This window comes from Leptotrichia sp. oral taxon 417 (assembly GCF_013394865.1).
In the GTDB taxonomy this organism is placed as follows: Bacteria; Fusobacteriota; Fusobacteriia; order Fusobacteriales; family Leptotrichiaceae; genus Leptotrichia; species Leptotrichia wadei_A.
The window spans coordinates 329,092-355,978 of the sequence record NZ_JABXYV010000001.1 but is presented as its reverse complement, the minus strand read 5'-3'; the positions used below and the strand labels follow the sequence as shown (position 1 = coordinate 355,978).

The window sequence follows — 26,887 nt, the reverse complement described above, 5'->3', positions numbered from 1 at the left end:
ATTATGAATTTTTCATTGGAAATACAATTAATTGCGATAATGGTGGCAAGTGCCTGCTCGATTTTAGGAACATTTCTGGTTTTAAAAAGTATGGCAATGGTTTCGGATGCGATTACGCACACTATCTTACTTGGAATTGTAGTTGCATTTTTTGCAGTTCATGACTTAAATTCTCCCTTGTTAATCGTTGGTGCGGGAATAGTTGGAGTTTTAACCGTTTACCTTGTGGAACTTCTTAATTCAACAAGACTTGTCAAGGAAGATTCTGCAATTGGAGTGGTTTTTCCGCTGTTATTCAGTATTGCGGTAATTTTAATTTCAAGATATGCTGGAAATGTACATTTGGATGTTGATTCAGTATTACTGGGAGAACTGGCATTTGCACCATTTAATCGGATACAGATATTTGGATTTAGCATTGCTAAAGGATTAGTTGCAACTTTTATCGTATTTTTAATAAATTTATCTTTTGTTGTTATTTTTTTCAAGGAATTAAAAATTTCGGTATTTGACAAGGCTCTTGCAATAACGCTTGGAATGAAGCCGATATTAATTCACTATATGCTGATGTCGCTTGTATCAATGACAGCAGTATCCTCATTTGAGGCAGTAGGTTCAATACTGGTGGTTGCATTTATGATTGGGCCTCCAATTACAGCGTATTTATTAACAGATAAGCTAAAAGTAATGATAGGATTAAGCCTCGTTCTGGGAGCTGTAGCAAGTATCATTGGATTTCATTTTGCAAGATTTTTTGATATTTCAATAGCGGGAAGTATCGCAGTAATAATAGGAGTAATTTTTCTTTTAACATTAATTTTTTCTCCTAAAAAAGGTCTAATTTTTACAATTAATCGTAAAAGAAGCCAAAAAATGATTTTTTCAGTTAGAATTCTTTTAATCCATTTGTCTAACCATGCTAATACTAAACATGAAAAAGATGAATGTGGAACTGAAACGATTGATAACCATCTTCGTTGGAATAAAAGCTTTTTAGATAAAGTTATTGAAAAGGCAAAAAAGGAAAAATATATTTATGTGGATAATGATGTTTTCAAGGTTTCTGAAAAAGGAGAAAAATATTTACTAAATATCTAATATTATATCCATTCAAACAGAAAATTTATTATAAATTCTTATTTAACAAAGGGACAAAATCTCTTATTACTAAATTTCTATTTTTTTAATTAATAAATCTAAAATAAATCAACTATTATGGATTGTTTTTTATAAATTATATGAAACAATCCTTTTTATATTACTTTTCTCCAATACAAGGCTCCATTCGTTTAAAATTTTTCTAATTTACTTTGTCTACCTCTAAAATATATCGAATACTAACTTAGTTAGAAGAACAAAAAACTGTATTTTATTTATTTTATAATAAGAAATCTAAATTTTTTATTTAAAAAATTCATACAAAATCTAACATTTAAATAAGAAATATTATAAATAGTAAGCTCATAACAAATTCAAAAATTTATGATATATATAATTAAAATAAGATAAATAAATTTTTTTTATCCTAATTAATAGTATAAAAAATCTAAAAATTCGAAAAAATAGGGAACTATGAAATTATATATTTTTTTTATGAAACTTGAAAAACACAAAATATTGTGTTATCATTATGTTATGAAAACAATATATAGTGTTTCAGGTAAAAAAGGCCTGAATGAATTAGATATGTTTAGAGGGATAAGGGAAGTTGATGGTTTGCAGAAAAGTGGAAAAGTATGAAAGTAAAAATAAGGGAGGAATAAAAATGCAACCACAATTAACAGAAAATTTAAAAAATATAATAGCAGGAATAGTGAATGTCGAAAGCAACGATACGTGCAATGAAAATGCCAATATGTCTTCAATGACACCAGCAGGGCAAATGATGAAGTTTGCAAGTGAAGTATCAAAAATTTATGCTTTGGAAAATTTAGTTTCACCAAGATTTAAGGAAGCTCACGAAAAAGGGCTTATTCATATTCACGATTTGGATTTTTATTCCAGCAAAACTACAACTTGTCTGCAATATGACTTGGCAGACATGTTTGAGAATGGTTTTTATACTAAGCACGGATATATTCGGGAAGCACAGAGTATTTCCACTTATGCGACACTTGCTACCATTATTTTTCAGACAAACCAGAATGAACAGCATGGCGGACAGGCAATACCAGCATTTGACTTCTATATGGCAAAAGGTGTGTTAAAATCGTTTAGACGTCATTTGAAAAGAAGAATTTTGAGCTTTGTAGAAATAAAAAATGGAGTGGAAATTATACAAGAATATGAAAAAAATGCAAAAGAATTTTTGAAAAAAAATGTTTCTTCAATTAAATGCAATGAAAATGAAATCAAATTACTGGAAGAATACTTTAAAATAAATAGAGATGATTTAATTAAATTGCTAGTTGAGGCTTATGATGATACTCAAAATGAAACTTATCAGGCAATGGAAGGATTTTTACATAATTTGAACACAATGCACTCTCGTGGTGGAAATCAAGTTGTCTTTTCTTCAATAAATTATGGAACTGACACTTCAGAAGAAGGTAGAATGGTTATCCGTGAATTATTAAAGGCGACATCAAGCGGACTCGGTAAAAATGAAACTCCAATTTTTCCAATACAAATTTTTAAGGTAAAGGAAGGGCTTAATTATTCTGAAAATGACTACGATTTAGCTAGAAGCGACTTTGATGGAATTTTAGAAACTGTAAAAAAACAAAAAATTTCTTATGATGATAATTTACAAAATAAAAAATCACTTTTTGAAACACCAAATTTCGATTTGCTATTATTATCTTGTGAAACTTCAAGCAGAAGATTATTTCCAAACTTTGTATTTTTAGATTCAGAATTTAACAAACACGAAAAATGGAGAATGGATGATCCTGAAAGATATAAATATGAAATTGCAACAATGGGCTGCCGAACACGTGTATTTGAAAATGTAAATGGTGAAAAAACTAGCCTTGGACGTGGGAACTTGTCTTTTACAAGTATTAATTTCCCCAGAATTGCGATTTTGACTAGAAAAAATGTAGAAAAAGAGATTGCAGAAATGGAAAAAGATGGAAAATTTGCGAATGAAGAAGAAAAAAATAATAAAAAAATTGAACTTTTGACAGGAAAATTTCAAAGAAGAGTGCTGGAAGCAACATATTTAGTTGGAGATCAGCTTTATGAGCGTTATAATTTTCAAAAAACAGCTTTGGCAAAACAATTCCCATTTATGAGAAGCAATAATTTATGGAAAGGGCTTGGGGGAAAAGATGGAAATGATGAAGTTGGAGATACAATAAATACAGGTTCTCTTTCAATTGGTTTTGTTGGAGGGGCAAATGCGATGTATGCTTTATTTGATGCAGAACACGGAACAAGTGAAGTTGCTTATAAGGTGCTTTATGATACGATTGAAAAAATGGGTGCAGTTGCAGATGAATTTAGAGATAAGTATCATTTGAATTATTCAATTTTGGCAACTCCGGCAGAAAGTTTGGCAGGAAGATTTTTACGTATTGACAGGGATGAATTTGGTGTAATCAAGAATGTGACAGATAGAGATTATTATGTAAATTCATTTCACATTGATGTAAAAAAGGAAATTAGCCTTTTTGATAAAATTAGAAAGGAAGCTCCATTTCATAAATTGACAAGAGGTGGACATATTACCTATGTGGAATTAGATGGGGAAGCACGAAAAAATATAGGTGTCATGTTAAAAATCGTAAAGGTTATGAAGGATTCTGGAATTGGTTACGGTTCAATAAACCATCCAGTTGACAGATGCAGAGATTGTGGAACAGAAGCAATAATTTATGATAAATGCCCAATTTGCGGAAGTCATAATATTTCTAGAATTAGAAGAATAACAGGCTATCTGACAGGAGATTTAGACAGCTGGAACAGCGCTAAGCAAGCTGAAGAACATGACAGGGTAAAACATGGTATAAAATAAATATATTATATAATAGCGAGGTAATTTAAAGTGAATAAACTAAAGACAGAAAAAGAAAAAATTTTAGAAAAAAAATTTTCAAAAACTCCAAAAAATGATTTTACATTGAAAATCTTAACAACTTACAAGGAAACAATCGTTGACGGTGTTGGTCTTCGTTATTCACTTTACTTTTCTGGCTGTTCTCATGCCTGCCCAGGATGCCATAACGAGTATTCATGGAATCCAAATCATGGAAATACTTTAACTTATGAAATTTTAGAAAAAATTGCCAAGGAAATAAATGAAAATACTCTTCTTGATGGAATTACAATAAGTGGTGGTGATCCCCTCTTTAATCCAGCAGATATGTTAAAAGTGCTGAAATTTCTGAAAGAAAAGACAGGAAAGAATATATGGCTTTATACAGGTTATACGATTGAACAGATTCGCTGTGATGAATTGCGGAAAAAATGCCTTGAATATGTGGATGTGCTAGTTGATGGACGGTTTGTAAAGGAACTTTATGACCCAAAAATAAAATTTAGGGGAAGCAGTAATCAGAGAATTATAAAAAAGGAAGATTTTTTTATTAAATAGATTTATTTATTAATTTTATAAATATAAATTTTGAATTGATGAATAAATCTATTTTTTTAATATAAAATTTCATAAAAAAACAATGCACTTAACATTTACATATCAAAAGAAAAATTAATGTAAAAATATATAGAAAAAACTTAAAAATAATGATAAAATATTTATGTAGAATTATGTTTTATAAAAAAAATTTAATATATAGAGGTGAAAAGTGAAGGAAAAAATTATTATTATCGATTTTGGTTCACAATATAGCCAGCTAATTGCTAGAAGAATTAGAGAAATGGAAGTTTATTGTGAAATTGTGCCTTTAATTGATATTGAGAAAATAAAAAGCGGGAAAGAAAAGGTAAAAGGGATTATATTTTCTGGAGGGCCTGCTTCAGTTTACGAAAAAGATGCTCCAACTGTAAATCCTGAAGTATTTAACCTAAATCTTCCTATTTTGGGAATCTGTTACGGAATGCAACTAATTACGCATTTAAATGGTGGAAAAGTTGAAAAGGCTGATTCGAGGGAATTTGGAAAAGCTGTCTTGGAAGTAGGAAATAATGATAATCCATTATTTACAGGAGTTAAAAAATCTTCTAACATCTGGATGAGCCACAATGACCACATCACAGAATTGCCAAAAAGTTTTGAAGTAATTGCAAAAACAGATTCTTCAATTGCAGCAATTACAAATAACAATGGAATTTACGCATTGCAATTCCATCCAGAAGTAGTTCATTCTGAATGTGGAACTCAAATTTTGGAAAATTTTGTATTTAACATTTGTAAATGTGAAAAAAATTGGAAAATTTCAAGTTTTATTGCTGAAAAGACAAAATTTATAAAGGAAACTGTTGGAGATGAACACGTGCTTCTTGCACTTTCTGGAGGTGTAGATTCATCAGTTGCCGCAGTTCTTATTAACAATGCAATTGGACATCAGCTTACTTGCATGTTTGTAGATACTGGACTTTTGAGAAAAGATGAAGGTAAAAAAGTATTGGAATACTACAAGGAACATTTTGACTTGAATATTGTATTTGTTGATGCAAAAGACAGATTTCTAAATAAATTAAAAGGTGTAGATGAACCTGAAGCTAAAAGAAAAATTATTGGAAATGAATTTATTGAAGTATTTAACGAAGAAATTAGAAAACTTAAAGGTCAAGAAGGTGCAAAATTTTTGGCACAGGGAACAATTTATCCAGATGTTATTGAATCTCAGTCTATAAAAGGACCTTCCCACACAATAAAATCTCACCACAATGTTGGAGGATTGCCAGAAGACTTGCAATTTGAGTTATTGGAACCTTTAAAGGAATTATTTAAGGATGAAGTTAGAAAAGTAGGACACGAACTTGGACTTCCTGACACAATTATAAAAAGACATCCATTCCCAGGTCCAGGACTTGGAATCCGTGTAATTGGAGAAGTAACGCCTGACAAAGTAAAAATTCTTCAGGAAGCTGATGACATTTTCATTACTGAATTGATGGAAAAAGGGCTTTATGATAAAGTAGATCAAGCATTTGTAACATTGTTACCTGTAAAAACTGTCGGGGTAATGGGAGATCAAAGAACTTATGAATTTGTAGCCGCTATTCGTTCAGTAAATACAATCGACTTTATGACAGCCACTTGGTCAAAATTGCCTTATGAATTTTTGGAAGAAGTGTCAAACAAAATTATAAACAAAGTAAATGGAATCAATAGAATTGTGTATGATATTTCTTCTAAGCCACCTGGAACAATTGAGTGGGAATAATTTTATATGCAAATAAAATTTTAATTTAATTTTTATTTTTTGTTATATAAAAAATGAGAACATATATGATATAATGATTATAAACAATAAAAAGGAGATAGAAAAATGAAAAATTTAAAATTAACAGTAAGTGCAATGATGGTTATTATGTCTATTTCTGGAATGTCAGCAAGTTTCAGATTCTTTAAAAAGAAAAATAATGATAATAATAAGCCAGCGGCAACAGTTCCAGCACCTGCAAAGGTAACATCAGCGAATCCAGCTTCACAATTCTGCGTTGACAAAGGCGGAAAATCTATTACTGTAAAAAGCGGTAAAGGTGATTATGGAGTTTGCATGTTAAAAGACGGTACAGCTATGGAAGAATGGGAATACTACAGACAAAATCATACTGCAAGAGATGCTGAAGCAGCAGTAATTGGAATGCCTAATCCAGCTTCTAAATTCTGTGTTGATAAAGGTGGAAAATCTGTTACTGAAAAAGATAAAAATGGAAATGAAAGAGGAGTATGCAGATTTAATAACGGAACAAAAGTTGATGAATGGGATTATTACAGAGAAAATAACTAATTAATTTAAATTTTTAACAAAAAGATGGCAAGTTTTTTAATTTGCCATTTTTTTATAAAATAAACAAGGGGCTTTTAACCCCTCGCTAAAAAATATTTAATACATTATAATTTTATTATCTTTCGTTTCGTTTTTTCAATGCCGCTTTTATCCATCCTGTAAATAATGGATGAGGACGGTTTGGACGGCTCTTAAATTCTGGATGGTATTGTGAAGCTATAAAATATGGATGATCTTTTATTTCAATTACTTCTACGTAATTTCCATCTGGAGATAATCCTACAATGTCCATTCCTGCCTTTTCAAATTCTTCTCTGTAGGCATTGTTAAATTCATATCTATGTCTATGTCTTTCTGCAATTTCAGTTTTTCCATAAACTTTTGCAGTCAAGCTGTCTTCTTTTAATACACATGGATATGCCCCTAGACGCATTGTTCCTCCCATATCCTTAAGCCCTTTTTGCTCTTCCATAAGGCTGATAATTGGATAAGCTGTGTCCTTTTCAAACTCTGTTGAAGTTGCGCCTTTGTACCCAAGTACATTTCTTGCAAATTCCACACAGGCCATTTGCATTCCAAGGCAAATTCCGAAAAATGGAATATTATTTTCCCTTGCAAACTTAATTGCTTCAACTTTTCCATCAATTCCCCTGTCACCAAATCCACCTGGCACTAAAATTCCATCATAATCTGCCAATTTCTTCACATCAAATTCTCCAGCCTTAAAGTAATCAATCTCAACTTTTGTATCAAGATTAAATCCAGCATGTTCTATTGACTCATGAATACTTATATAAGCATCCTTTAATTCAACATATTTTCCGACAACTGCCACTTTTACAAGTTTTTTAGGGTTTTTGAATTTTTCAACCATACTAGTCCATTCTTTTAGCAATGGTTTTTCATTTTTTATTTTAAAATGTTTACAAATTACATCGGCAAGTCCTAATTTTTCCATAGTTAATGGTATTTCATAAAGACTTTCAGCATCAAGTGATTCAATAACTGCTTCTTCATCAATGTCACAGAAAAGCGAGATTTTTTTCTTAATATTTTCATCAACAGGATGCTCACTTCTCACTACAATTACATCAGGTGAGATTCCAAGCCCTTGAAGCATCTTCACACTATGCTGCGTAGGTTTTGTCTTTAATTCCCCTGCAGCCTTCAAATATGGCAGTAATGTAACGTGAATATAGGCAATATTTTCTCTTCCAACTTCTCTTTTCAATTGACGGATCGCTTCAATAAACGGATCACTTTCAATATCTCCAATAGTTCCACCGATTTCAGTAATTACAATATCAGAATTATTTTCTTCAGCTGCTTTTATAACATTATACTTGATTTCATCAGTCACGTGTGGTACTGTTTGCACTGTTCCTCCCAAAAACTCTCCACGACGTTCCTTTGCAATAATTTTTGACATAATTTTTCCAGTCGTCAAGTTATTATACTTTGTCAGATTTTCATTGATAAATCTTTCATAATGTCCCAAATCCAAGTCAGTTTCCGCTCCATCTTCTGTAACAAAAACCTCTCCATGCTGATAAGGGCTCATAGTTCCTGGATCCACATTTATATAAGGATCAAATTTTTGAATTGTAACTTTATATCCCCGCTCCTTTAGCAATCTTCCCAATGAAGAAGCCACAATCCCTTTTCCAAGCGATGAAACAACTCCACCTGTAACAAAAATATATTTTGTCGTATTACTTTGTTTATCCATTTTTTCCTCCTACATTTTTTCATATATCTATTAATTTTATTTACTTTTGGCAATTTACTGAAATATCATTTTATTCTATTTTTTAACAAAATTTAGCAAACAATATAAAATATAGTTTCTATTTTTAAATAGAGTTTAGCAAATCATTGATTAATAATTATTTTTTTTTCACAAAAAAAGATGAAAAAAAAAATTTTCACCTTTTTAAACAAAATTCTTTTGAATTATTTCAAAGGAAATATCTCAAATTTTAAAATAAACTTGAGATAATTCCAAATTTAATTTTTTGTTTTATATTTTACTATCTTGCAGCTCCAGCTTTGTAAGCTCCATTTGATCCGAATACGTTTCTGATTTTATCTTTGTAGTATTCTTTAATATAGTCTTTTGCAGGTCCTAAATATTTTCTAGGGTCAAATTCTCCTGGTTTTTTAGCGAATACTTCTCTGATTCCTGCTGTGAAAGCTAATCTTCCATCAGTATCTACGTTAATTTTAGCTACTGCTGATTTAGCGGCTTTTCTTAATTCTGAATCAGGGATACCAATTGCATCTGCAATATCTCCACCATATTGGTTGATCATTTCAACAAATTGATGAGGTACTGCTGAAGAACCGTGTAATACGATTGGGAATCCTGGGATTCTTTTTTCAATTTCAGCTAAGATATCTAATCTTAATTTAGGATCTTCACCTGGTTTAAATTTGTGAGCTCCGTGAGAAGTTCCGATTGCAATTGCTAATGAATCAACACCAGTTTTAGATACGAAATCTTCAACTTCTTCAGGTTGAGTGTAAATGTGTTCAGCTGCTTTAACGTCATCTTCGATTCCAGCTAAAACTCCTAATTCAGCTTCAACTGTAACATCGTGTTGGTGAGCGAAATCAGCAACTTGTTTTGCTTCTGCTACGTTTTCATCGTAAGGGTGGTGAGAACCATCATACATTACTGATGAGAATCCATATTCAACACAATCTTTTGCTTCAGCAAAATTTGGACCATGATCCAAGTGCAAAGCTACTGGAATATCTGATCCAGCTGCTTCTACATAAGCTGTTGCAGCTTTTGCAATCCATGGTAACATTTCTTTACCAATATATTTTCTTGCACCTGTTGATACTTGAAGAATTACTGGTGAACCTTCTTCAACACATGCTTCAATAATTCCTTGTAATTGTTCCATGTTGTTGAAGTTAAAAGCAGGTACTGCATACCCTTCTTTGTTTGCTTTAGCAAACATTTCTTTAGTGTTTACTAATCCTAAATCTTTGTAATGATATTTCATTATTACGCCTCCTAATATTTATTAATTAGATTAACTTCTTTAATTATATGTTACCAAATTTTTTTATAAAAATCAATAGAAAACAAAAAATAATTGTAAAATTATTAATTTATTTTATTTTGTCCTATCAAATCCTCTACAGTCATTCCCTTTCTAAGTACATTTTTATCAGTAAATCCAGGTATTCCTTCAATTCTTCCACGTCTTGAAACTTGCCAGATTACCCATCTATTATCTTCTTTTATTCTAGGAAAATATTTATAATCTGTAATCCATATTTTATTTTTAGGAAATTCACCTTTTATATAAGCATTGTAAGTATTGTAATTCACATAAAAAATTACTCTTTTTTTATAATGCTTTTCAAGTTTATCAACCATTTCCTCTAAATTTTTCATTACATCCTTTTTTTTATATTTTTTTGTAGATATTTCCAAATCAATAATCGGCGGTAATGTCTTATCAGAGTCAGAAACTTTACTTATGTAAAAATCCGCTTGTGCCGTTCCGCTGCTTGTCATTGTAAAAAAATGATATGCTCCAACTACAAAGCCATTTAATCTAGCATTATTCCAGTTATACAAAAAATCCGTATCAAGAAAATTCTGTCCTTCAGTTGCCTTTAGTATAATAAATTTGTATTTGGGATCTACACGAGTCCAGTTTACCTTTTCCTGATGATGTGAAATATCCAGTCCTTGCGTTTTATAGCCTGCCATTTGTGCCAGAATTTCATTGTGGTACAAATATCCGCTAATTTCCAAAAAACCTGCTATGCCTCCAACAATTATCATAATTACTAAAAATTTTATAAATTTCCCCATATCTTCTCCATTCAGTTATTTAATAACAAAATTTTTTTCAAAGTCGCTCAAAATTGCCCAAAGTTTTTAGAATATTTTTAAAAATCTTCAAATTAAGCAAACTTCAAATTTCAGTAATACAGCCGTAATTTTTGAGTTCAATTTTAAAATAATTTCACTCTAACTTATTTTACACTGCTAAGCTTAATTTTTGAGCGGTTTTGGCAGTTTAGGAAAAAATCAGATTAGCTTGATATTAATTTATAGCCTTTGTTATTTTATAACTGTCATTCCGCCCATATATGGCACTAATACTTCTGGAATTTTTATAGTTCCATCTTCCTGCTGATAATTTTCCATAATCGCAAGCAATGTTCTTCCTACAGCAAGCCCTGATCCATTTAAAGTATGAACAAAATGGCTCTTCTTAGTTTCTTTTTCCCTATATTTAATCATCGCACGTCTAGCCTGAAAATCTTCCGTATTTGAGCAAGATGAAATTTCTCTATATTTATTTTGGCTAGGAACCCAAACTTCCAAATCATAAGTTTTTGCCGCACTAAATCCTAAATCTCCACTGCAAAGCGCTACTACCCTATAAGGCAGCTCCAATTTCTGCAAGATTTTTTCTGCACTGTTTACCATTGATTCAAGTTCATCATAAGAAGTTTCAGGTTTTACAATTTTTACCATTTCAACTTTATTAAATTGATGTTGACGAATTAGTCCTTTTAAATCACGTCCACCTGAACCAGCTTCTTTTCTAAAACAAGCCGTATATCCGCAATAATGTTTAGGCAATTCTTCTTCATCTAAAATTTCTCCATTGTGTAAATTTGTAAGCGTTACTTCTGCTGTTGGGATTAAATACATTTCTTCCCCTTCGATTTTATAAGCATCCTCAGCAAATTTAGGTAATTGTCCAGTTCCAACCATCATTTCTTTTTTTACAAGCTGTGGTGTGAAAATTTCTTCAAAATCCTCTTCTTGAGTGTGAACATCAATCATGAAAGCAATTAATGCTCTCTCAAGTCTAGCAGCCGCATTTTTATAAACTGTAAATCTTGAACCACCTAATTTTGCACCTCTTTCAAAATCCAAAATTCCAAGATTAACTCCCAATTCATCATGAGATTTTATTTCAAAATCAAATTCTCTTGGAGTTCCCCATTTTCTTACTTCCACATTTTCATCTTCATCTTTTCCAATTGGTGTCGTATCACTTAATTTATTTGGAATTGTATAGGCAAGCTGCACTTGCTTTTCATCAATTTCAGCCACTTTTTGATCCAATTCCTTAATTTTTGCACTTACAGTTTGCATTCTGGCTAGCAATTCAGCAGGATCTTTTCCTTCTTGCTTATATTTTCCAATTAACGAACTTGATTCATTTCTTTCCTTTTTTAACATTTCAACTTCCTGAAGCAAGTTTCTTCTATCTTCATCAAGTTTTAACAATGAATCCAAATCAAAGTCACTATTTCTATTTTTTAAATATTCCTTGATTTTATCAGCATTTTCCCTTATGTATCTCATTTCTAACATAATTCTTTTATTTCCTTTCTTTAATTAAAATTTTCAATATATTTATATAATATTTTTTTACTTTCACTCAAATTTTCAAAATCATAATTTTTATCAAATTTTATTTTTTCCACATTTTTAACATTATACTTTTCCACAATTTTATCAAAGTTTTCCACATAAATTTTTTTATAAAGTTCATCAACGTGATTTTCCACAAAATAATTTAAGTTTTCCACATTTTCAAAATTTAAAAATGTTAAATCAGATTTTGTAAAATAATTTAAGATATTCTTTATTATCTCATCTATTTTATCACGAATTTCATTAAATTTCGAGTTATTTTCAATTTTAATTTTTTCTATCATTTTTTCCGCAAAAAAAGTTTTCACAAATTTATTCACATCCATCGAAATCAAAGAATAGTTATACAATATCTCAAAAAATTTACCTTTATCCCGATACAGCAATTCATTTCCCAATTTTACCGCAAAAACTGACTCTTTATTAAAAATGCTCCTTCTAAATCCATCCACCAGTTTCGACATTTCAATTTTACTTAATCGCTCTATCTTTTTTTCTTTTTTCTTAAATGTTTCCAAGAACTGCCCGCCTACAATTTTTTTTATATTTTCATTTTCCTTATTTTCAGCAAAATAAATATATGCAAGTTCCAATATAAACGACGGCTCTTTTTTAATAATTTTAAAATTTTCATCAATTTGATAATATTTTCGTTTTTCAAAATGATTTTTATATTTTAAAATAAATTGTGAAAAATTCTCTATATTTAAAAATACATTTTCACTTTCTAAATTTTGATTTTCGGCCAAAATCAGATTCCTCCCTCCTGATTATTTCTATTTTAAGTTATCAGCAAAAATTTATAAAATTCTATTGTTTATCTACATATTTTTCAATTTTTATTTTTTTGACAAGATACTTTGACTTGCCACATGAAGACATTACATAATTTTTACAATTTACTAAAATTTTTATTCACCTTTTATTTCTCAATAATTTTAAATTCCATTTTCAAAATCAATAAATTTTCTATATTTTCATCAATTTTGACAATATCCTTTTCTGTTGTCAAGACATAATCATAACTTTCAGCCTTTTCCTTTATTTCCAAAATTTCCTCATTTGTATAAACGTGATGATCTGAAAATTTTATTTCTTCAATATTATTCGGATTCAATTTTTTTATTGTTTGATAAAATACGGCTGGATTAGCAATTGAAGAAAAAATCAGCACATTTTTACTTTGAATAACTTTCAAAGGCAATTTTTCATTTCCAATTTTATTTTCGCTATTCATTTTACCAAATTTTTCATTATTTTCAAAATTTAATTTGTAAAAATAACTTTCCTCAAAAGTCGCAACAAAAATCGGCTTTCCATATTTTGCCAATCTTTCCTTAATTTTCCCAACTTCACCTTCCAAAACATAATTACTTTTCGTAATAATAATCTCATCAGCCCGCCACAAAGCCTCCAGTGACTCCCGCAACCGCCCTTTCGGCAAATAGTCATCCATTCCAAAAGGATTTGTAGCATCAATCAAAATTATATTTTTATCTTTCCTCAATTTTCTGTGCTGAAAACCGTCATCCATGATAATTGTTTCAACACCACACTTTTCCTTCAGAAAAATCGCACCTTCATAACGATTTCTACAAACTACAACAGGAATTTGAAAATTTAAGGCATGTAGATAGGCTTCATCTCCTGATTCTCTTGGAGTCGCATAAATCTTTTTTTCATCTCTTACAAGTAGTAGGTCTGCTGCCCTCTTTCCTTTGTACCCTCGGCTCAAAATACCAACCTTTTTATTTTTTTTCAAATACTTTTGCACAAAATACTGCACAGCCGGTGTTTTTCCAGTCCCGCCTGCCACAATATTTCCGATACAAATTATTTCCACTCCATCGACTTTTTTTTCCTTAAAAATTTTCAAATCATAAAGTTTATTTCGTAGAAATACGATAAATCCATATATAATCGACAATAATTTCATTAATTTTTCCTCAATCTAATTTTTCTAATTAATTTTCCACTAAACCTTTGTAAATTGTTTCCAGCCTTCTAAATCGGTTTTTTATTCCAGATTTGGAAATTTCCATTAAATCTGCCAGTTCCTGCAATGACATTTCCTGATTTTCCAGCCGTAATTTCGCCGTTTCACTCAACACATCCGTCAATTCAGAAAGCCCTAATTTCTGGTCAATTACTTTTATCATATTAATCTGCTTTTCAGAAGCCGACAATTTTTTCGTTTCATTTGCAATTTCCCAATTTATGTTTCTATTAATTTTATTCCGAATTTCCTTATTAATTGTAACTTCCTCAAATTCAAAAAATGAATTTATTCCGCCAATCAAAAAGATTATATCCAAAATATCCTCTGAATTTCTCAAATAAACAAGGCTCTTATTCTTTTTCTCCGTCTGAAAAACCTTTTTCCCCATCTGCTTAAACAAATAATACAAATAAGTGGCAGAATCTTCACTATCTACAAAAAAATCCATCGCATACGCTTTTTCTGGAGACTTTATATATCCACAGCTAAGGAAAAATCCCCTGATTATGCCAGCCAGCTTTTTTTCATTCTCCACAACTGAAAAATTTTTGTGAAAATATATTTTTTTTAAAAATGATTTGTATTCCTGCTGGTCATGCTGAGTTGGAAAAAGTATGACTTCATAGAGTTTGTGTGCTCCAAGCCGTTTGCTAATAACATATTTTAACTGGATTGGAATATCTGTTACTGCACGTAAATTTGAATAAATTCTTTTAGCAAGTGACACGTTTTCTGTGCTGAAATAAACTCCATGTTCTGTAATCACATTTTTTGCTATAAAAATCCCAAAAAGTTCTGCATAAACATTCTCCTTATCAGAATTTTCCAAATTAAAGATTTCCCTTTTTAAATTCGCTGAATACGACAATTTTCCCCCTCCTTTACATTCTTTGTCATTTGTAAAAATCTATAAAAATTAATTAATATCATTTTTACTCTTACAATTCTATAAATTATTTATATTAACTATTATTCAATAATCTAATTTTTTTATTTTTACAAGAAGTTATAATTCCTTGATTCATAATATTCATTTCATAAAACTTTGACTTTAAACAAATCTGCTAAATTAATAACTCACTTTTCTAGGATTCCCTGCCTTATCATAGTAAGTCCAAGTTCCAGTTCTTCTTCTGCCTTTGAAACTTCCGTCAAATCCAAGGCTTCCATTTGTATAATAACCCTTTACAGTCCCAGTTTCTCCATCTAGATTTGCTTCATATAAAGGTCTTCCATTTTCATAATAAACATTCATTTTCCCATTTACTTCATCATTTACATAATTAATTTCAGATTTTTTACCTCCGCTTGTATTCCATTCGGTAAACAATCCATTTTTTTGTCCATCTGAGTAATTTCCTTGTGATTTTCTTGAACCATTTTCATAATATTCAGTCCAAGTTCCTGACATTTTGCCATTTGTATAATTTCCAACTGTTTCTTGAGCGCCTGTTTTGGCATAATATGAAGTATAACGTCCATCCAGCTGATCATTTTTGTATTGATATTTTTTCCAGACTTTCCCATTTTCAGTATAAACAGTCCATTCTCCTTCTTTTTTCCCATTTACATAATTTCCCAATGTAAATCTATTTCCATTTGCGTAATATTCATCATATTTCCCATTTAATGTTCCATTATTTAAATTAACAACAAGTCTTCTTCCGCCTTCTTCTATAATTCTGTATTCTCCACTTCCTGTCAATTCATAAGTACTTGCATCAACTCTTTTTACATCTTCCGCATTTTGAGAACTAAGTTGTGACAACCTAACTTTTCCAAAATTTGTCCCATAATTTGCAAATACATCTTTTCCATAAGCAACTGCTGAAAATATCATCATTCCAGCAATAAACAATATTTTTTTGCTATTATTTTTTTTCATTTTTCAATCTCCTATTATTTTATAAAATCTGTTTTTTTATTTTATCGATTTACCTTTTTACATTATAACAAATTTTTCTCATTTTTTAAACTAAATTATTGATTTTTCTTGTTATATATTACATTATAAGTAAACTAGGCTTAATCAGCATTATAAGTCCCAGAATAATCATCAAAATTCCACCAAACAAATTTACCCATTTTGAATATTTTGTAGTTAACTGCAATTTATTAATACTCATCAGTGCAAACCAGAAAACTATTATATCATCTATCATATAGCCAATTATGTAAATAAATGTATAAAACTGTCTTGCCCAAAAGGGAACTTCATTTATTTGAAGAATTTTGGTATATGTTTGCGGTATTCCAATTGAACAGGCAAATTCTATTACATTTACAGAAAGTGCCAAACCAATTATTGCAAGCGCTGTAAGCAACGTAAATGGCTTATTGGCTATATCCTTTACCTTTCTTGAAATTTTTGCTCTTTGCTCCAAATCTGTCACTTCACATTCTAAAGTATCGCCTTTCTTCAAATAATTTTTAATAAAGAAAATTCCTCCAGCGATTCCGACAATCCCGACAATCGGAGTTACCCATTTATCCAATCCTACAAAGTCCCAAGTATAAATCCATGCATTTAAAATCAAGAAATACATAACAGCTTCAGCCAGAATAAATAGCCCAGCAACCCTAAACATCTTAACTTTATTTCCAACTGCAATCAAGGCTGTCAAAAATAAAACTAGAACCCACATAGCACAAGGATTAAATCCATCAATTGTTCCTAGAATTATTGACATTGTCAACAAGGAATAATTTGTTAGATCAATCGTTTTATTAATAATCGGAATATTCACAAGCACCTGATGTTCAGCCCCTTTCGTAAGTCCTGGAATTTCACAAACTTTATCTCCAGTACAAACTGCACCATTACTGCTTACATTCCCCTTTCCAGCTTGTCCGCTTTCCACATATTCCTTCAAACTCAAAATCTTTTCTTTAGTTTTTCCAGAATCTATCAGCCCTTCAATTTCCTTTCCAGTAGTTTCTGCCGTATTAAACCCTTGAATAATATGCCCGTCAACATAAATAATCGGAGTCCCCTTAACAAGTTTCAACTTTGTCGCAGTTTCATCAAAAAAAGCCTTTTCATCCTTACTCTCATCAATCTTATGCTCCACATACTCAAAATCATCCCTTTTAGTTGACAATTCCTTCAAAAACTTTTCCAAATTAGCACAATTTTTACAATCTTTTCTCCCAAAATACTCAATTTTCACCTTTTTTACCTGACTATTTCCAGCAGAATAATTAATTTGACTTATAAAAAATAATCCCAAAATCATAACCAGCAAAGTAAAAATCTTACTTTTACCTACTCCAGTCTTAAAATTATTTCCCCAAAACATACTTTTTTTCACACCTTTCTTTTTTACAATTTTTATCCTTTTATTTTAAATTTTTTTATTTTTTATAAATAATAACCGTACTAACCGCATATTTCCTACTATGCGAAATACTAATCTGAATTGTAAGTCCTTGCGCCTTCTCCTTTATCGCATTATAAAGTGTCACATAAGGCTTCCCAAGCTCATCATTCAAAATCTCAATATCACTTAGCGAAAATCCATGCACTCCAGTCCCAAATGCCTTAGAAACCGCCTCTTTCGCCGCAAATCTACCCGCATAACTAGAATACGGATGTTTCTTTTTCTCAATATGCTCAATTTCCTTTTCTGTATAAACTTTTCTTTTAAAAAGGCTTGTCTGCTTAATCGCCTTTTCAATTCGGGATATTTCAATAATATCTGTCCCAATTCCATAAATTTCCATTTTTATCTCCTTTTTGAAACTTACTATTGTTAGATTATACTACAATTTTGGAAAAATACAAAATTTTATATTTTATAAAATAAAAAAACTATCCCAAGTTTTTGAAATAGTTTTTTAAAAATATGAGAATAATTACAATTATAACTAGTCTGCTATTTAAATTTAATTTATTTTACTTTAACAATTTTTTTCTTCCCAGCTCTCACAATCATTCCACTTTCAAGAACAACTGTAGCTTTTACATCTTTTATTGGCTCATCGTTTATTTTGAATCCACCTTGTTGAATTAATCTTCTAGCTTCACTTGTTGTTTTCATTAATCCTGTTTCTTTTACTAATAAATCAATGATTCCAACTTCTTTATATTCCAATTCAACTTCAGGCAAGTCAACATTTAAGTTTCTCTTACTGAATACATTTTCAAACCAATCTCTCGCTTCTTTAGCCGCTTCTTCACCGTAGTAAATTTTTACAACTTCTGCTCCCAATTGTTTTTTAGCTTCCATTGGATGTAAATTTCCATCTGCAATTTGTGCTTTAATTTCTTCAATTTTCTCAAAAGGAACATCAGTTATCATTGTGTAATAGTTTTCCATCAATTCATCTGAAATTGACATAACTTTACCAAACATATCATTTGGCGTATCTTTTACACCAATGTAGTTTCCTAATGATTTCGACATTTTTTCTACTCCATCAAGTCCAACCAAAATTGGCATTATCATACAAATTTGTTGCTCTTGACCAAAGTTTTTCTGTAAATCTCTTCCTCTTAACAAATTGAATTTTTGTTCAGTCGCACCTAATTCCACATCAGCATGTAATTCTACTGAATCATACCCTTGTAAAATTGGATACATAAACTCAATCAATGAAACTGGTTTATTTTCAGATAATCTTTTTGAAAAATCTTCTCTCGAAATCATTTGTGAAACTGTAAATTGTGACAACAAATTCAACGCATCTGATAACGATAATTTTTCTAGCCAGTCAGCATTGTAAACAACATTAATTTTATCTAAATCCAAAATTAATTTTACTTGATCCAAATATGTTTTAATATTTTCCATAACTTGTTCTTCTGACAACATTTTTCTAGTTTCAGATTTTCCAGTTGGATCTCCAATTCTTCCAGTGAAAGTTCCAATCAAGAAAAAAACATCATGTCCCAAATCTTGAAACTGTTTCAATTTTCTCAAAGGTACCGCATGTCCCAAATGCAAATCAGAACCAGTCGGATCAATCCCTAATTTTACTCTTAATGGAGTATTTGTTGAAATTGATTTTTCCAACTTTTTCTTAAATTCATTTTCATTAATTATTTCATCGCACCCACGACTTAAAATATTAAATTGTCTTTCTACTTCTTGTTTAATTTCTAATTCTGTCATTTTTTTATTTTTTCTCCTTATTTCTTAATTTTCTTTAATTTTTATAAATTATAAATATGCAACATACTTCATAAAATAATAAACAATTGGCAATACAAACAATGCACTGTCAAATCTATCCAAAAATCCGCCATGTCCCAAAAGCAAATTCCCAGAATCTTTAACTTCCAATTCTCTTTTTATCTTAGATTCCACCAAATCTCCCAATTCGGCAAAAACTCCAATTGCAAGTGCCAAAATAAAGGCTTTTAGTCCACCGATGGCGACATAGTCGTAATTTACGGAACAAGTTTTTGTTAAAAATGAAATTCCGCAGACAAAATTTGCAATAAATAAATATATTTTATCAAATGATAAAATCACTAAAAATACTCCCAAAATTCCTGCTATTGCACCTTCGATTGATTTTTTCGGACTGATTTTTGGAGCAAGCCTGTGCTTGAATATTTTCCCGCCGATTGCCATTCCGACAAGGTAAGCGGAAATGTCACATGCCCAAATTAGCATAAATGTCATTACAATTAGAATATTTCCATTTGGAAATTCGTATTTTAATAATAAAATATGTGAAAATAAATACGAAACATAAATTATTCCAAATAAAGTGTAGGAAATTTCTGCCATTGCATTATGAATTTTTACTTTGAAAACTTGCCTTAAAGACAGAAGAATTATTGCAAATACGATAAATCCTCCCATATCAAAGTTAATTTGCTTAAAAAGTTCAAATTTAAAATACGAAAAAATATTTTTTGAATTTTCCTGAAAATATATCGCAACAGGTAAAAACAGCCCAAGTCCCATTCCAATCCTGCTTGCCACTTCAAAGCCCTTGTCCTTTAGCATTTTGTAAAATTCAAAAAGCGATATTCCAATTATTACAAGAGTAAACACCAAAAACATCAGATTTCCTTTTAAAAATATCCATAAAAGGAAAGGTACAAACAACAAAATAATAAATAATCTACTTAACATTCAGCCCTCCGTATCTTCTATCCCTTTTATTAAAGGATAAAATCGCTTTATCCAATTCATTTTCATCAAAATCAGGCCAGAAAACATCTGTTATATAAAACTCCGAATAGGCAATTTCCCAAAGCAAAAAATTACTTATCCTAAATTCGCCACTCGTTCTGATTACAAGTTCTGGATCTGGGATTTCTGGTCGGTACATATATTTTGAAAACTCTTCTTCTGTAATTTTTTCGATTTTTTTTGTTTCATTTTCACTCAAAATTTTATTTACCGCACTTACAATTTCCCTTCTTCCGCCATAATTAAAAGCAATATTAAAAGTTATTTTTTCACAATCTTCCAAAAATTTTTGTGTATCTTCAATTTTTTTTAGAAGTTTTGAAGAAATATTTTCTTTCTCCCCTGTCACAACTAACTTCACACCTTGCTTTTTAAGATTTTTTTTCTCTTTATCCAAATATTTTCCAAATAAATCCATAAGACCATTTACTTCCTTTTGCGGACGCTTCCAGTTCTCAGTTGAAAAAGCATAAACAGTCAAATATTTCACTCCAATTTCTCCGGCATATCTTAAAATTCTCTCAAGACTAGCTGCTCCAGCTCTATGCCCTTCTAGCCGAATTTTCCCACGTTCCTTAGCCCATCTGCCATTTCCGTCCATAATAATCGCAATATGCCTAGGAATTACCAATTTATCTCTATCCATATTATTCCTTTCAAGAATAAAAATATTATTGCTATAATTATAACAGTCAAATCATTATTTTTCAAGGTATTTGAAAAATTATTATAAAAAATATTTTTTTATTTCTGTTGATATTTGACAAGTTTAAATAATAATAAAAGCTGAAATGTCTTATCAAAAAGAAAGTGTGTAAAAATCTTTGTATAAATAGAACAGCAAAGTATTGAATTTACTGGATTTATCTATTAGTTTACATAAAATTATAAACACACTCTATTAGCTCTTATAAGTATAGTAAATTGCTTATTTTTATTGAAATTTTCAAATGTAAAAGTTATTTGTTTTCTTTATTTAATATATACTCATAATATTCTTTATATTTTTTCCCTATATTTATCAAATTACGTTCTTTTGCAATATTATAAGCCTGTTCTGTAACTTCATCCAAGTTTTCCACATTGTTTTCCACAATATTTCTTATTTTTTCACAAAATTCCTCATTATCTCTAGCCTTAAAACATGTTTTTCCATCTTCCAGCCAGTCTTCATACACAGGAATATCCCTTACCACAAGCGGCAATTTTGCTGAAAGCGCTTCTAGCACCACAATTCCCTCATTTTCCTCATAAGTCATAAATAAGAAGGCTTTTGCGGCACTGAATGCGCCTATTAAAATATCCGTGTCGACATATCCTGGGAAAATCAGATTTTCTGGTGGATTCTCAATGATTTTCTGTATTTTGTCAGGCAGCATTGATTTTACACTTGATGAGCCAAACCACAGAAACTGGTAGTCACTGCATTCTTGCGCCACTTTTACAAAGTCCTTTATCCCTTTTCTTTCAAAAGGCAGTCCAGCCGTTATAATTAGCGGTTTATTTATGTCATATACTGATTTGTATTCGTTTAGAAATTTTTGCTTTAAAACTTCATTTTTATTAAATTTATTTATATTTACACCATTTGAAATTACTCTGATTTCCTTTTCTTTTTCCAAATATTTCGATTTTATAAGATTTTTTGTATATTCTGATGGAGAAATTAAATAATCTGCTTCATTATATAATTTTTTCGTCCAGAACTTTATAATTGGTGATAGAACATAACTTCCCTTTATACTTCCACGAAAATCCTCATAAGTCGTATGTGTATGATAAATTACAGGCTTCCCTTTTTTCTTAGCCTGCTTTAATACTTCATAAGATTTTAATGCAACTGTATTTATATGTGCCAAATCATAATCATCTTCAGGATCCTGCGTAATTTCAATATTATTTGCTCCAAGGGCTTCTACCTGATGATTTAAGGCTTGTCCAACGCCGGATTTGCTGAAGGAACTTTTCCCCTCTGAATATAGTAAAACTTTCACGACTATCATACTCCTCTATTGTTTTTTTATAAACTGCTTCCACTCTTTCCCCAAATTTTTGGGCTGTATAATCTTGTGAAGCAACAAAAGCATTTTCAATAATTTTTTCTCTAAATTCCTTATTTTCCTTTAAAAGCATTATAGAATCAATAAATTCCTTTTCATTTCTATAAACAAGCCCCGCTTCATTTTTTACAAGCAAGTCTTCCAAATTCAAGTCATATCTCGCAACAACAGGCGTCTTAGCCGCCATTGCCTCAACAAATGTAAGTCCTTGCGTTTCCGATACGCTCGCATTCAAAAAAACATCTCCCATCTGATAATATGCAGCAACTTTATCATGCGGCACTTCCCCAGTGAATATAACTCTATCAGATATTCCCAGTTTTTCAGCCTGTTTTTTCAAGTCATCTAAAATTCTTCCACGACCAACAATCATAAACTTAAATTTTTCATCCTTAATTTTAGAAAACATATCAATTAATAAATCTATACTTTTCTCTTCGGCAATCCGTCCAATATACACACAAAGAAATTCACTTTCATCAATTCCAAAACTTTCCCTCATAAATCTCAAATCTTCTTCAGAATAATTTCCACGATAAAATTTATCCAGTTCCAGTCCAGTTGGAATAATATTCATTGTCTTATCTACACCATAAGAATATAAAATATCCTCGACTTTTCTTGTAGGAACAATCAAGGCATTACATTTTTCACAATAAAACTTACTAATCGCAGCCGCAATTTTTTTTCCAGCTTTAACAAATCTTGATCCAAAAATATAATGCGTATAATATTCATACAACGTATGGTAAGTATGAACAAGCGGTATTTCCAAGTTAATCGCAGCAAATCTCGCAAATGTCCCAACTCCCCATTCTGTCTGTGAATGAATAATATCCAATTCCAGTCTTTTTATTTTTTTTATTATTTTTGCCGAATAAATCATCCCTAGCCTATACTGCGGCAATGGCTTAAATTCCATACTTGGAAGCCTTAAGACATTAGGCTCCACCTGCGGCGCATCAGGATCAGTCGTAGTAATAACATACACCTTATGCCCTTGCTTTCTAAGCTCCTTTTCAAGTGTCATAATCGAGCTGACAACCCCATTTACCTGAGGTCTATATGTATCAGTAAATATTCCAATTCTCATTTTATAATTCTCCTTTAATTCTTAGGAAACTCCAAAAAGAACTTTCCAATTTTCCCCATTCTATAATCTCTCATCAATCTTCTTGAAATAATTTCATAATTATGCTCATCGTTTTTAGAAACTCCCAGTCTTTTTTCCAAAATTTCCAATATTTTATGACTTTCCATTCCTAAAATTTCTTCATCTGTAGTATATTCTTCCAAATGATAAACCTTTATAAGATTTCCAATTTTCCCCAAATCCTTTAATTTATCTAAAAATTTTATCGCAATATGCTCCAACTGCAACACATCATCCTTTATTGACCCAGTAATCGCCAAATTATAAGCCACATCGTCATCTTCAAATTTAGGCCACAAAACTCCTGGCGTATCTAGCAATTCCAGCTTCTCATCAATTTTTATCCATTGCTTCCCACGTGTAAATCCTGGAGTATTCCCCACTCTTGCCTTATTTTTATTCACAAATTTATTTATAAATTTAGACTTTCCAACATTAGGAATTCCAACAATCATTGCCCTTACTTCAGTTTTACGAAGCCCTTTCTTCTTCATCTTTTCCAATTTTTCTGCATAAATTTTATCCGTAATTTTTCTAAGTTCATTAAAATTTGTCCCTTTTTCCACACTCAAAGCTACAAAATAATCAGAAAAATTATTTTCTAAAAAATAATTCTCCCAGACTTTCAATTCCCTATTATCAATTAAATCCACCTTATTAAGCACAATAATTTTTTTCTTATTATTCGCCAATTTTGAAATATCTGGATTTTTACTAGAAATCGGAATTCTTGCATCCAAAATCTCAATCACGATATCAATTATCTTGAGATTTTCCACAATCAAATCCTTGGTTTTCTTCATATGCCCTGGATACCAGTTTATATTCATTCTTTTATTCTCTCCATTTTCTCTATTTTGAAATTTACTTTTTATTATTTAAATTCTTGTTTTTAATTCCAAAACTAACACTAAATCCCATTTAAAAAATTTATTTATTTTCTGACAAAGAGTTAAGATCCTTATTAAACAGGATTTATAATAAATCTACTGCTCTAACGGAAAATAGTGTAAATTTAATTTTGAAATTAAAGATAAAAATTCAAAAAATATTTTTATTCTAATGAAATTTTATTTATTATTTCTGTAAATATCGTGATTCTTTTAGAATGAAAACTACTGTTTAATCTTTTCCAAAATATTAAAATTATATACTCCCTTATTCTTACTAATTTTTAATTACTCTGTATTTTTATCTTTTAAATAAATGCCATCATCATTTACTGCTCTTATAAATAAGACAATTTCCCCTTTAATCGGCTTTTTTTCCAGCTTTTCAATAATTTCTGAAACATTTCCACGTATTATTTCTTCATAAATTTTAGTAAGTTCCCTTGTTATTACAACATATCGTTCTCCCAGATATTCCCTTACATCCTTTAAAGTTTTTAAAATTCTGTTGGGAGATTCTAAAATTACGATAGTTCTTTCTTCTTCCTTCAATTTATTGAAAAGTGTATGTCTTCCTTTTTTCTTTGGTAAAAAGCCTTCATAAGCCATTCTTCGCATATCTAGCCCAGAAATGCTTGCTCCTGTAACAATTGAGGAAGCTCCTGGTATTCCAATGACTTTTATTCCAGCCTTTAAAACTTCATTTACCAGCTCAAAGCCAGGATCTGAAATGCACGGCGTTCCAGCATCTGTTACAAGCGCAATTTCCTTTTGATCTTTTAAAAGATTAATAATGTTTGTGATTTGATGAAGTTTATTATGTTCATGGTATTGATACACCGTTTTTTCAATCTCATAGTGGGAAAGAAGTTTTTTTGTAACTCTTGTATCTTCTGCAAAAATATAATCAACTTCCTTCAAAGTTTTTATCGCTCTAAAAGTTATATCTTCCAAATTCCCAATTGGTGTACCAACAACATAAAACATATATTTCTCCTAATTTTTAATTTTTTTGATTTTTATTACTATTTTCTTTTTCCTGTTCCATTTATTTTTTTATTCATTTCTTCGATTGCTCTCTTTAATTGAACATCTCCTGCTGAAATAATTTTAGCGGCTTCTTCCTTACCTTTATCCTTTGTTATTATTTCTTCAATTTCTTTTTCTCTATTTTTTCTAGCTTGTTCACTATCATTTGCATAACCTTTTAATGCTAGCAAGTCTTCCATTTTAACTTCTATATCAGGTTCAATACCTTTTTCATGAATATAATTTCCTTTTGGTGTGAAATATTGAGCAATAGTAAGTTTTATTGCATCTTCAGTTCTCAAAGGTATGACTTGTTGTACAATTCCTTTTCCAAATGTTTTTTCTCCGATAATTGTTCCACGTTTGTAATCTTTAATTGCACCTGTTACAATTTCTGAAGCACTTGCGCTTCCTTTATTTGTCAATACAATTAATGGGAAATTACCAAGATTTTTTAAAGTTCTATTATAGTTTTTTTGCTGTCCATTTTTGTATTTCAAGTAAACAATTAAGTCTTCCTTTACAAAAAGCGAAGCTATATCTTGCGCTTCTTGAAGTGATCCTCCTGGATTAGAACGCAAATCCAAAATTAATCCTTTCATTCCTTTAGCCTGTAAATCTTTTATAGCATTTTCAACTTCTGCTCCAACATGATTTCCAAATTTCAAAAGACTTACATAACCAATATTATTTTCAAGCATTTTGCTTTCTACCATTTCTAATTTAATTTTGGCTCTTGTCAAAGTGAATTTCATCGGATCTTTTTTACCTTCCCTAACTACTTCCACATCAACTTTTGTACCTTCTTTACCCTTCAAAAGTTTTACAGTTTCATTTGCTGTAAGTGGCAAAATATCTTTTCCGTCGACTTTTGTAATTTTATCTTTTATTTTAATTCCAACTTTTTCAGCAGGACTTCCGATAAATGGCGAAACAACTTCAAGAGGTTCTCCTTTTTTCTTGCTAATAGTCATTCCAACCCCAACATATTCTCCATCCATATCTTCAGAAAAGTCATTAAGATCTGCCTTAGACAAATATTCTGAGTAAGGATCATTCAATTTGTTTACAACTCCTGCAACAGCACCTTCATAAAGGTCATTTTTACTTGGAGTCGCTTCCTTTCCAACAAAATTATTTTCAATAATATTAATTACATCTACAATTCTGTTCAACTCTGTTGCATCTTTTGTATATCCAGCACTTGTATCTTTGTCATTTCTCGACGTTTTTACTATAGTAGTTGCCGCAAATAAAGGCACACTTACCAATACAAGTCCTAATACTGCCTGTAATATTTTGTTTTTTTTCATTTTTCC

Annotated in this window: 24 protein-coding genes; 6 read left to right on the top strand and 18 right to left on the bottom strand. The window is 30.4% G+C overall.

The features are described 5' to 3' along the window. Positions 1–3: 3 nt before the first annotated feature. From HW276_RS01760 to HW276_RS01735, 6 genes are all read left to right on the top strand, one after another. Entirely contained in the window at positions 4–1,098 is a 1,095-nt protein-coding gene (locus HW276_RS01760) for a metal ABC transporter permease (protein ID WP_018450446.1), read from the top strand. Between the two features lie 495 nt (positions 1,099–1,593). Further along, the gene (locus tag HW276_RS01755) at positions 1,594–1,740 is read left to right on the top strand and encodes a hypothetical protein (RefSeq protein ID WP_178937175.1); all 147 of its coding nucleotides are present in this window, start codon (positions 1,594–1,596) and stop codon (positions 1,738–1,740) included. Beyond that, the gene (locus HW276_RS01750; RefSeq protein ID WP_147002939.1) at positions 1,712–3,958 is read left to right on the top strand and encodes an anaerobic ribonucleoside triphosphate reductase; all 2,247 of its coding nucleotides are present in this window, start codon (positions 1,712–1,714) and stop codon (positions 3,956–3,958) included. Before HW276_RS01755 ends, HW276_RS01750 begins: the two co-directional genes overlap by 29 nt. A 30-nt stretch (positions 3,959–3,988) precedes the next feature. Continuing rightward, positions 3,989–4,537, top strand: coding sequence for an anaerobic ribonucleoside-triphosphate reductase activating protein (gene nrdG / locus HW276_RS01745; RefSeq protein ID WP_370464624.1), 549 nt, complete (start codon positions 3,989–3,991; stop codon positions 4,535–4,537). Between the two features lie 211 nt (positions 4,538–4,748). Next, positions 4,749–6,293: a glutamine-hydrolyzing GMP synthase gene (gene guaA, locus HW276_RS01740; RefSeq protein WP_178937174.1), complete on the top strand. Its 1,545-nt coding sequence runs from the start codon at positions 4,749–4,751 to the stop codon at positions 6,291–6,293. A 105-nt stretch (positions 6,294–6,398) separates the two neighbouring features. Next, entirely contained in the window at positions 6,399–6,863 is a 465-nt protein-coding gene (locus tag HW276_RS01735; protein ID WP_178937173.1) for a DUF333 domain-containing protein, read from the top strand. Between the two features lie 115 nt (positions 6,864–6,978). Here the strand turns inward: HW276_RS01735 and HW276_RS01730 are convergent, their stop codons facing one another. From HW276_RS01730 to HW276_RS01645, 18 genes are all read right to left on the bottom strand, one after another. After that, the gene (locus HW276_RS01730; protein WP_178937172.1) at positions 6,979–8,592 is read right to left on the bottom strand and encodes a CTP synthase; all 1,614 of its coding nucleotides are present in this window, start codon (positions 8,590–8,592) and stop codon (positions 6,979–6,981) included. Between the two features lie 301 nt (positions 8,593–8,893). Then, positions 8,894–9,877: a class II fructose-bisphosphate aldolase gene (locus tag HW276_RS01725; protein ID WP_010128740.1), complete on the bottom strand. Its 984-nt coding sequence runs from the start codon at positions 9,875–9,877 to the stop codon at positions 8,894–8,896. Between the two features lie 104 nt (positions 9,878–9,981). Beyond that, entirely contained in the window at positions 9,982–10,701 is a 720-nt protein-coding gene (locus HW276_RS01720; protein ID WP_178937171.1) for a GH25 family lysozyme, read from the bottom strand. Positions 10,702–10,953: 252 nt separating this feature from the next. Next, positions 10,954–12,225, bottom strand: coding sequence for a serine--tRNA ligase (gene serS, locus HW276_RS01715; RefSeq protein ID WP_178937170.1), 1,272 nt, complete (start codon positions 12,223–12,225; stop codon positions 10,954–10,956). A gap of 20 nt (positions 12,226–12,245) precedes the next feature. Next, positions 12,246–13,037, bottom strand: coding sequence for a hypothetical protein (locus tag HW276_RS01710; protein ID WP_178937169.1), 792 nt, complete (start codon positions 13,035–13,037; stop codon positions 12,246–12,248). Between the two features lie 173 nt (positions 13,038–13,210). Next, positions 13,211–14,224, bottom strand: coding sequence for a tetraacyldisaccharide 4'-kinase (gene lpxK, locus HW276_RS01705; RefSeq protein ID WP_178937168.1), 1,014 nt, complete (start codon positions 14,222–14,224; stop codon positions 13,211–13,213). 28 nt (positions 14,225–14,252) lie between these two features. Continuing rightward, positions 14,253–15,155, bottom strand: a complete 903-nt coding sequence (gene whiA / locus HW276_RS01700) for a DNA-binding protein WhiA (protein WP_178937167.1) — start codon at positions 15,153–15,155, stop codon at positions 14,253–14,255. Between the two features lie 201 nt (positions 15,156–15,356). Beyond that, entirely contained in the window at positions 15,357–16,172 is an 816-nt protein-coding gene (locus HW276_RS01695; RefSeq protein WP_178937166.1) for a toxin-antitoxin system YwqK family antitoxin, read from the bottom strand. 118 nt (positions 16,173–16,290) lie between these two features. Further along, positions 16,291–17,586, bottom strand: coding sequence for a glutaredoxin (locus tag HW276_RS01690; RefSeq protein WP_178937165.1), 1,296 nt, complete (start codon positions 17,584–17,586; stop codon positions 16,291–16,293). A gap of 55 nt (positions 17,587–17,641) precedes the next feature. Next, the gene (gene acpS, locus HW276_RS01685; RefSeq protein WP_178937164.1) at positions 17,642–18,010 is read right to left on the bottom strand and encodes a holo-ACP synthase; all 369 of its coding nucleotides are present in this window, start codon (positions 18,008–18,010) and stop codon (positions 17,642–17,644) included. 167 nt (positions 18,011–18,177) lie between these two features. Beyond that, positions 18,178–19,401, bottom strand: a complete 1,224-nt coding sequence (tyrS, locus tag HW276_RS01680) for a tyrosine--tRNA ligase (protein ID WP_178937163.1) — start codon at positions 19,399–19,401, stop codon at positions 18,178–18,180. Between the two features lie 48 nt (positions 19,402–19,449). Beyond that, entirely contained in the window at positions 19,450–20,376 is a 927-nt protein-coding gene (locus HW276_RS01675; RefSeq protein ID WP_178937162.1) for a phosphatidate cytidylyltransferase, read from the bottom strand. After that, positions 20,366–21,082, bottom strand: a complete 717-nt coding sequence (locus tag HW276_RS01670; protein ID WP_178937161.1) for an isoprenyl transferase — start codon at positions 21,080–21,082, stop codon at positions 20,366–20,368. The genes HW276_RS01675 and HW276_RS01670 overlap by 11 nt, the downstream gene beginning before the upstream one ends. Before the next feature lie 313 nt (positions 21,083–21,395). Further along, on the bottom strand, positions 21,396–22,439 hold the full coding sequence (locus HW276_RS01665; protein ID WP_218974989.1) for a glycosyltransferase family 4 protein: 1,044 nt from the start codon (positions 22,437–22,439) through the stop codon (positions 21,396–21,398). After that, positions 22,333–23,589: a glycosyltransferase family 4 protein gene (locus HW276_RS01660; RefSeq protein WP_178937159.1), complete on the bottom strand. Its 1,257-nt coding sequence runs from the start codon at positions 23,587–23,589 to the stop codon at positions 22,333–22,335. The genes HW276_RS01665 and HW276_RS01660 overlap by 107 nt, the downstream gene beginning before the upstream one ends. Before the next feature lie 14 nt (positions 23,590–23,603). Next, positions 23,604–24,479 carry a ribosome biogenesis GTPase YlqF gene (gene ylqF / locus HW276_RS01655; protein WP_178937158.1) on the bottom strand — a complete coding sequence of 292 codons (876 nt, stop codon included), beginning with the start codon at positions 24,477–24,479 and terminating at the stop codon, positions 23,604–23,606. Positions 24,480–24,827: 348 nt separating this feature from the next. Next, complete coding sequence (gene rsmI / locus HW276_RS01650; protein ID WP_178937157.1) at positions 24,828–25,526, bottom strand: 16S rRNA (cytidine(1402)-2'-O)-methyltransferase; 699 nt, start codon at positions 25,524–25,526, stop codon at positions 24,828–24,830. A 38-nt stretch (positions 25,527–25,564) separates the two neighbouring features. Further along, positions 25,565–26,881 (bottom strand): S41 family peptidase, encoded by a 1,317-nt coding sequence (locus tag HW276_RS01645; protein ID WP_178937156.1) that lies wholly within the window; start codon positions 26,879–26,881, stop codon positions 25,565–25,567. Positions 26,882–26,887: the final 6 nt, after the last annotated feature.

Excerpts from the sequence above, each read along its gene's own strand:
- HW276_RS01760 (WP_018450446.1), top strand. The coding sequence starts at position 4 with ATGAATTTTTCATTGGAAATACAATTAATTGCGATAATGGTGGCAAGT.
- HW276_RS01755 (WP_178937175.1), top strand. The coding sequence starts at position 1,594 with ATGAAACTTGAAAAACACAAAATATTGTGTTATCATTATGTTATGAAA.
- HW276_RS01750 (WP_147002939.1), top strand. The coding sequence starts at position 1,712 with ATGGTTTGCAGAAAAGTGGAAAAGTATGAAAGTAAAAATAAGGGAGGA.
- HW276_RS01735 (WP_178937173.1), top strand. The coding sequence starts at position 6,399 with ATGAAAAATTTAAAATTAACAGTAAGTGCAATGATGGTTATTATGTCT.
- HW276_RS01730 (WP_178937172.1), bottom strand. The coding sequence starts at position 8,592 with ATGGATAAACAAAGTAATACGACAAAATATATTTTTGTTACAGGTGGA.
- HW276_RS01725 (WP_010128740.1), bottom strand. The coding sequence starts at position 9,877 with ATGAAATATCATTACAAAGATTTAGGATTAGTAAACACTAAAGAAATG.
- HW276_RS01720 (WP_178937171.1), bottom strand. The coding sequence starts at position 10,701 with ATGGGGAAATTTATAAAATTTTTAGTAATTATGATAATTGTTGGAGGC.
- serS (WP_178937170.1), bottom strand. The coding sequence starts at position 12,225 with ATGTTAGAAATGAGATACATAAGGGAAAATGCTGATAAAATCAAGGAA.
- lpxK (WP_178937168.1), bottom strand. The coding sequence starts at position 14,224 with ATGAAATTATTGTCGATTATATATGGATTTATCGTATTTCTACGAAAT.
- HW276_RS01695 (WP_178937166.1), bottom strand. The coding sequence starts at position 16,172 with ATGAAAAAAAATAATAGCAAAAAAATATTGTTTATTGCTGGAATGATG.
- HW276_RS01690 (WP_178937165.1), bottom strand. The coding sequence starts at position 17,586 with ATGTTTTGGGGAAATAATTTTAAGACTGGAGTAGGTAAAAGTAAGATT.
- acpS (WP_178937164.1), bottom strand. The coding sequence starts at position 18,010 with ATGGAAATTTATGGAATTGGGACAGATATTATTGAAATATCCCGAATT.
- tyrS (WP_178937163.1), bottom strand. The coding sequence starts at position 19,401 with ATGACAGAATTAGAAATTAAACAAGAAGTAGAAAGACAATTTAATATT.
- HW276_RS01675 (WP_178937162.1), bottom strand. The coding sequence starts at position 20,376 with ATGTTAAGTAGATTATTTATTATTTTGTTGTTTGTACCTTTCCTTTTA.
- HW276_RS01670 (WP_178937161.1), bottom strand. The coding sequence starts at position 21,082 with ATGGATAGAGATAAATTGGTAATTCCTAGGCATATTGCGATTATTATG.
- HW276_RS01665 (WP_218974989.1), bottom strand. The coding sequence starts at position 22,439 with ATGATAGTCGTGAAAGTTTTACTATATTCAGAGGGGAAAAGTTCCTTC.
- HW276_RS01660 (WP_178937159.1), bottom strand. The coding sequence starts at position 23,589 with ATGAGAATTGGAATATTTACTGATACATATAGACCTCAGGTAAATGGG.
- ylqF (WP_178937158.1), bottom strand. The coding sequence starts at position 24,479 with ATGAATATAAACTGGTATCCAGGGCATATGAAGAAAACCAAGGATTTG.
- rsmI (WP_178937157.1), bottom strand. The coding sequence starts at position 25,526 with ATGTTTTATGTTGTTGGTACACCAATTGGGAATTTGGAAGATATAACT.
- HW276_RS01645 (WP_178937156.1), bottom strand. The coding sequence starts at position 26,881 with ATGAAAAAAAACAAAATATTACAGGCAGTATTAGGACTTGTATTGGTA.